Genomic DNA, 3,088 nt, shown 5'->3' with positions numbered 1-3,088 from the left:
GCAACAAGGCCCTGGCAGTAAGCCGCAGGACGCCAACGGTGCAGATCAACAACCCCTAGAGGCTGGCCAACGCATATCAGGTAGTCATGAAGATGACTTGACTGTAGAGCAGCGCCAAAACTTAGTTGATGTCATTAAGGCTAATCGTAAGGCCCCTGGCAAAACGGAGCGGTTGCTTGCGCAGATCAACGCAAAAGCAAAGGACAGTAAAGCTTCGAAAGGTGACAAGGGCAAGTACGTAGAAGGTAGCCTAATCACCACCATCGTCCATGAAGTTGAAGCGCCAGAATTTGCGATGAAGTACGACATTCACCCGGTAATGTCAGCGGTAAATGTTCTTCGCGCAAAGATTCGTGCTCAACTGAATGCAATGAAGAAGTCTCAACAGAGTTATGCCGAAAAGGGCAAAGTGAAGTTGAGCCGGATTCACCGTCTTGAATTTGGTAAGAAGGACATCTTTGTACAAAAAACGCCTGCACCTCGTGTGAGCACAGCCGTACAGATTCTTTCTGACAAATCTGGTTCGATGGAATCGGATTCTTTGAAAGGAACGCGGAACGAACTGGCCGACATGAGCATGACAGCAATTCTCCACTCCATGGATGCAATTGATGGCGTGACCACTGAGGCGCTTACCTTTACCCAATTGGAGCGTAATAAGCCAGCGTTGATTTCCGTGTTGAAATCATTCAAGGAAAAAGCCATCGGGAAATATCTTCGCAGGCTCCCGCTTGTGAAGCCTGAGGGTGGGACACCACTAGCAAGCTCTATCCTGGCCGCAGCCTTGCGTCTCAACAAGCAAAAGTCTGATCGCAAGATCATGATTGTTGTTACCGACACCGACACTGATTGCGCTTTGACTGGTCCCATCATCACGGAACTGGAAAGAATCGGCATTGAAGTGGTTCTGGTTTGTATTGGTCAGATGGCGTTGAAAAATGTTAATTGTGACTACTTTGTAGTACATGACATTGCTTCACTCCCTTCGCAACTTCTTGCAAAGCTCGGTGAAAAACTCACTGGCTACATGAAAGCTGCTTAACCTCAACCACCGCCGCTTATGCGGCGGTTTTCTTTTGATCTTACATTTATGAAATCAAAAGAAAACTGCTACAAATCAGCTTGACTAAAGTATCATTCGCCGCCTAATATCATGATGTTTCATGGCTAACGCCACCTTGCAGGATTTTCCCTGCACTTACCCCTTTCGAACAATCCGTTCGATTCAGCGTTAAACAACTCTGATCACCAATATCGCAATCCCGGCTTGCCGCAGATTGCTATTTCTTATTTTTTTCACTTTTAGTGATTTCCTTACCACCCCAACAGGTGGTCCTCCTAAAGGTCTGCCTTTAGGAGGGCCTCTTCTTGGGGCTTTTTCATTTGTTAGGAGAAAGCAATGACTACGACCTATGGCGTTAAACGCGACATATTTGCCGACGCAAATGGCAAGTGGAGTCAAATTCTGCAGGCGGTAGGTGTTGATGCCTCCTTTTTGGATGGTGATCATCATCCTTGCCCTCACTGCGGAGGAACCGATCGTTTCCGGTACATCGATAAGGATGGCTCAGGGAACTGGGTTTGCGGTGGCCATGGCTACCATAAGCCCGGAATGAAGGTAGGAGCGGGTGGCGGTTTCCAGTTGTTTATGGATATGACCAACATCAGTGACTTCACGGACGCTGTACGCAAGATCCGCGAAATCCTTGGTGGCGCTGTTCAGTCCTATGCACGAGTCGTCCCTAATCCCGCCGGCGGGGCAGATCCAACCGTAACGCGTGCGATTGCGAATCGTGTTTGGAAGTCTCGCAGGAAGATCGTTGAAGGAGACCGAGTTAGCCGTTACCTGAAATCGCGTGGCATCTCGGTGCTGCCGACCATGGGACTAGGTTTTGATCCGGAATGCCTTCATAGATCTACTGATAAGGAAACAGGTGAGATCATTGACCAGAAACTACCGGCAATGATTGCACCGATTACCAACCTGGAAGGAGAGGTTCTTGCCCTTCATCGTACTTACCTGTCGCTTCACAACGATGGTAAATATGAGATTGGCGATCCTCGAAAAATTTTATCCAGAGATTTTGATGGAGCTTGCATCAAACTCGCCCAGCCTCAAGACGGATTTCTAATCTTGTGCGAAGGGATTGAGACGGCCTTATCTGCAATGCAGTTGACCGGATTGCCGGCATGGGCTTGCATTTCAACAGGATGGTTAGAGGCAGTACAACTACCACCGGAAGTTCGATGCGTTCACATCTACGCTGACCATGATTTTGTTGATCCCCTTCGTGGGTTTAGACCTGGCATGAAATCGGCACGTGTGCTGGCTAAGCGCCTAAGGGCAGAGGGCCGAGAGGTTCACATTTTCGCCCCTCGTCCTGAAGGTTTTGACTATAACGATGTTCTTCAAGAAAAACTTGGTCTCAAATGAACAACGGCCCTCAGGGGCCGTTGTTTCTTTCAAGCTGATTGTTTGAAAGCCGAAGCGATCAGGGAGTCAAGAGGAGGAGAGATTGTTGCTTTGACGCGACCCAATACATCCATACCACCCCACTTCTCATCAGATATCAGTACTTTCTCTTTGCGCTGGCCATGCTCGGTAATGGCAAAAGAGATGTAGGCATCACCCTCATCATCAAGATCAAGCAAAACCAGCTCACAAAGAGCTTTAGTCTTGGAGAGCAAATACACACCTGGCGTTACGACCTCAGTAAGTGGTTCTACTGTATCGACGCATAAAGTTGCTTCAGAAGCGATTTGGATACCGCCGAGCTTTATCAGCCCGCTGGCGTTGAAGTAGTAAGCAAGAGAATCTTCAGCACACAAACCCTTCACTTCGAGAAGAATCTCATCATGGTCAAGGGTTTTGGGAATAGGGGATAACACGACATCATCCTCCAGTCTTACTGTATGGAGGGACGAAAAAAAGTGCTTTTGTTCTGTACGCATGTTCTGAAACTTGATTTCACGAATCAACATAGGCCATCCCTCGCTTACATTTACGTAATTATAGGTAAGTATAACTACCTATGAATCGCCCCGGCTTCTCTAGACACTCTTGAGCCGTTGGAAATATTGCTTCTCA

Annotated in this window: 3 protein-coding genes; 2 read left to right on the top strand and 1 reads right to left on the bottom strand. The window is 47.9% G+C overall.

Annotated features, from left to right (window positions below; genetic code table 11):
- Together ACODR9_RS24230 and ACODR9_RS24225 are read left to right on the top strand one after the other, a co-directional pair.
- The coding region (locus tag ACODR9_RS24230; RefSeq protein ID WP_488813233.1) for a VWA domain-containing protein at positions 1-1,042 on the top strand (1,042 nt) is incomplete at its 5' end.
- A 357-nt stretch (positions 1,043-1,399) separates the two neighbouring features.
- Complete coding sequence (locus ACODR9_RS24225) at positions 1,400-2,434, top strand: DUF7146 domain-containing protein (RefSeq protein ID WP_488813231.1); 1,035 nt, start codon at positions 1,400-1,402, stop codon at positions 2,432-2,434.
- A gap of 29 nt (positions 2,435-2,463) precedes the next feature.
- On the opposite strand, the gene ACODR9_RS24220 is transcribed toward ACODR9_RS24225, so the two are convergent.
- Positions 2,464-2,982 carry a hypothetical protein gene (locus tag ACODR9_RS24220; protein WP_488813229.1) on the bottom strand — a complete coding sequence of 173 codons (519 nt, stop codon included), beginning with the start codon at positions 2,980-2,982 and terminating at the stop codon, positions 2,464-2,466.
- Between the last annotated feature and the right edge of the window lie 106 nt (positions 2,983-3,088).

The organism is Aquitalea sp. FG25 (assembly GCF_057809375.1).
The sequence above is the reverse complement of the archived record's forward strand: the minus strand, read 5'-3'. Positions and strand labels throughout refer to the sequence as shown.

Coding starts and splice junctions, on each gene's coding strand:
- ACODR9_RS24225 (WP_488813231.1), top strand. CDS start 1,400: ATGACTACGACCTATGGCGTTAAACGCGACATATTTGCCGACGCAAAT.
- ACODR9_RS24220 (WP_488813229.1), bottom strand. CDS start 2,982: ATGTTGATTCGTGAAATCAAGTTTCAGAACATGCGTACAGAACAAAAG.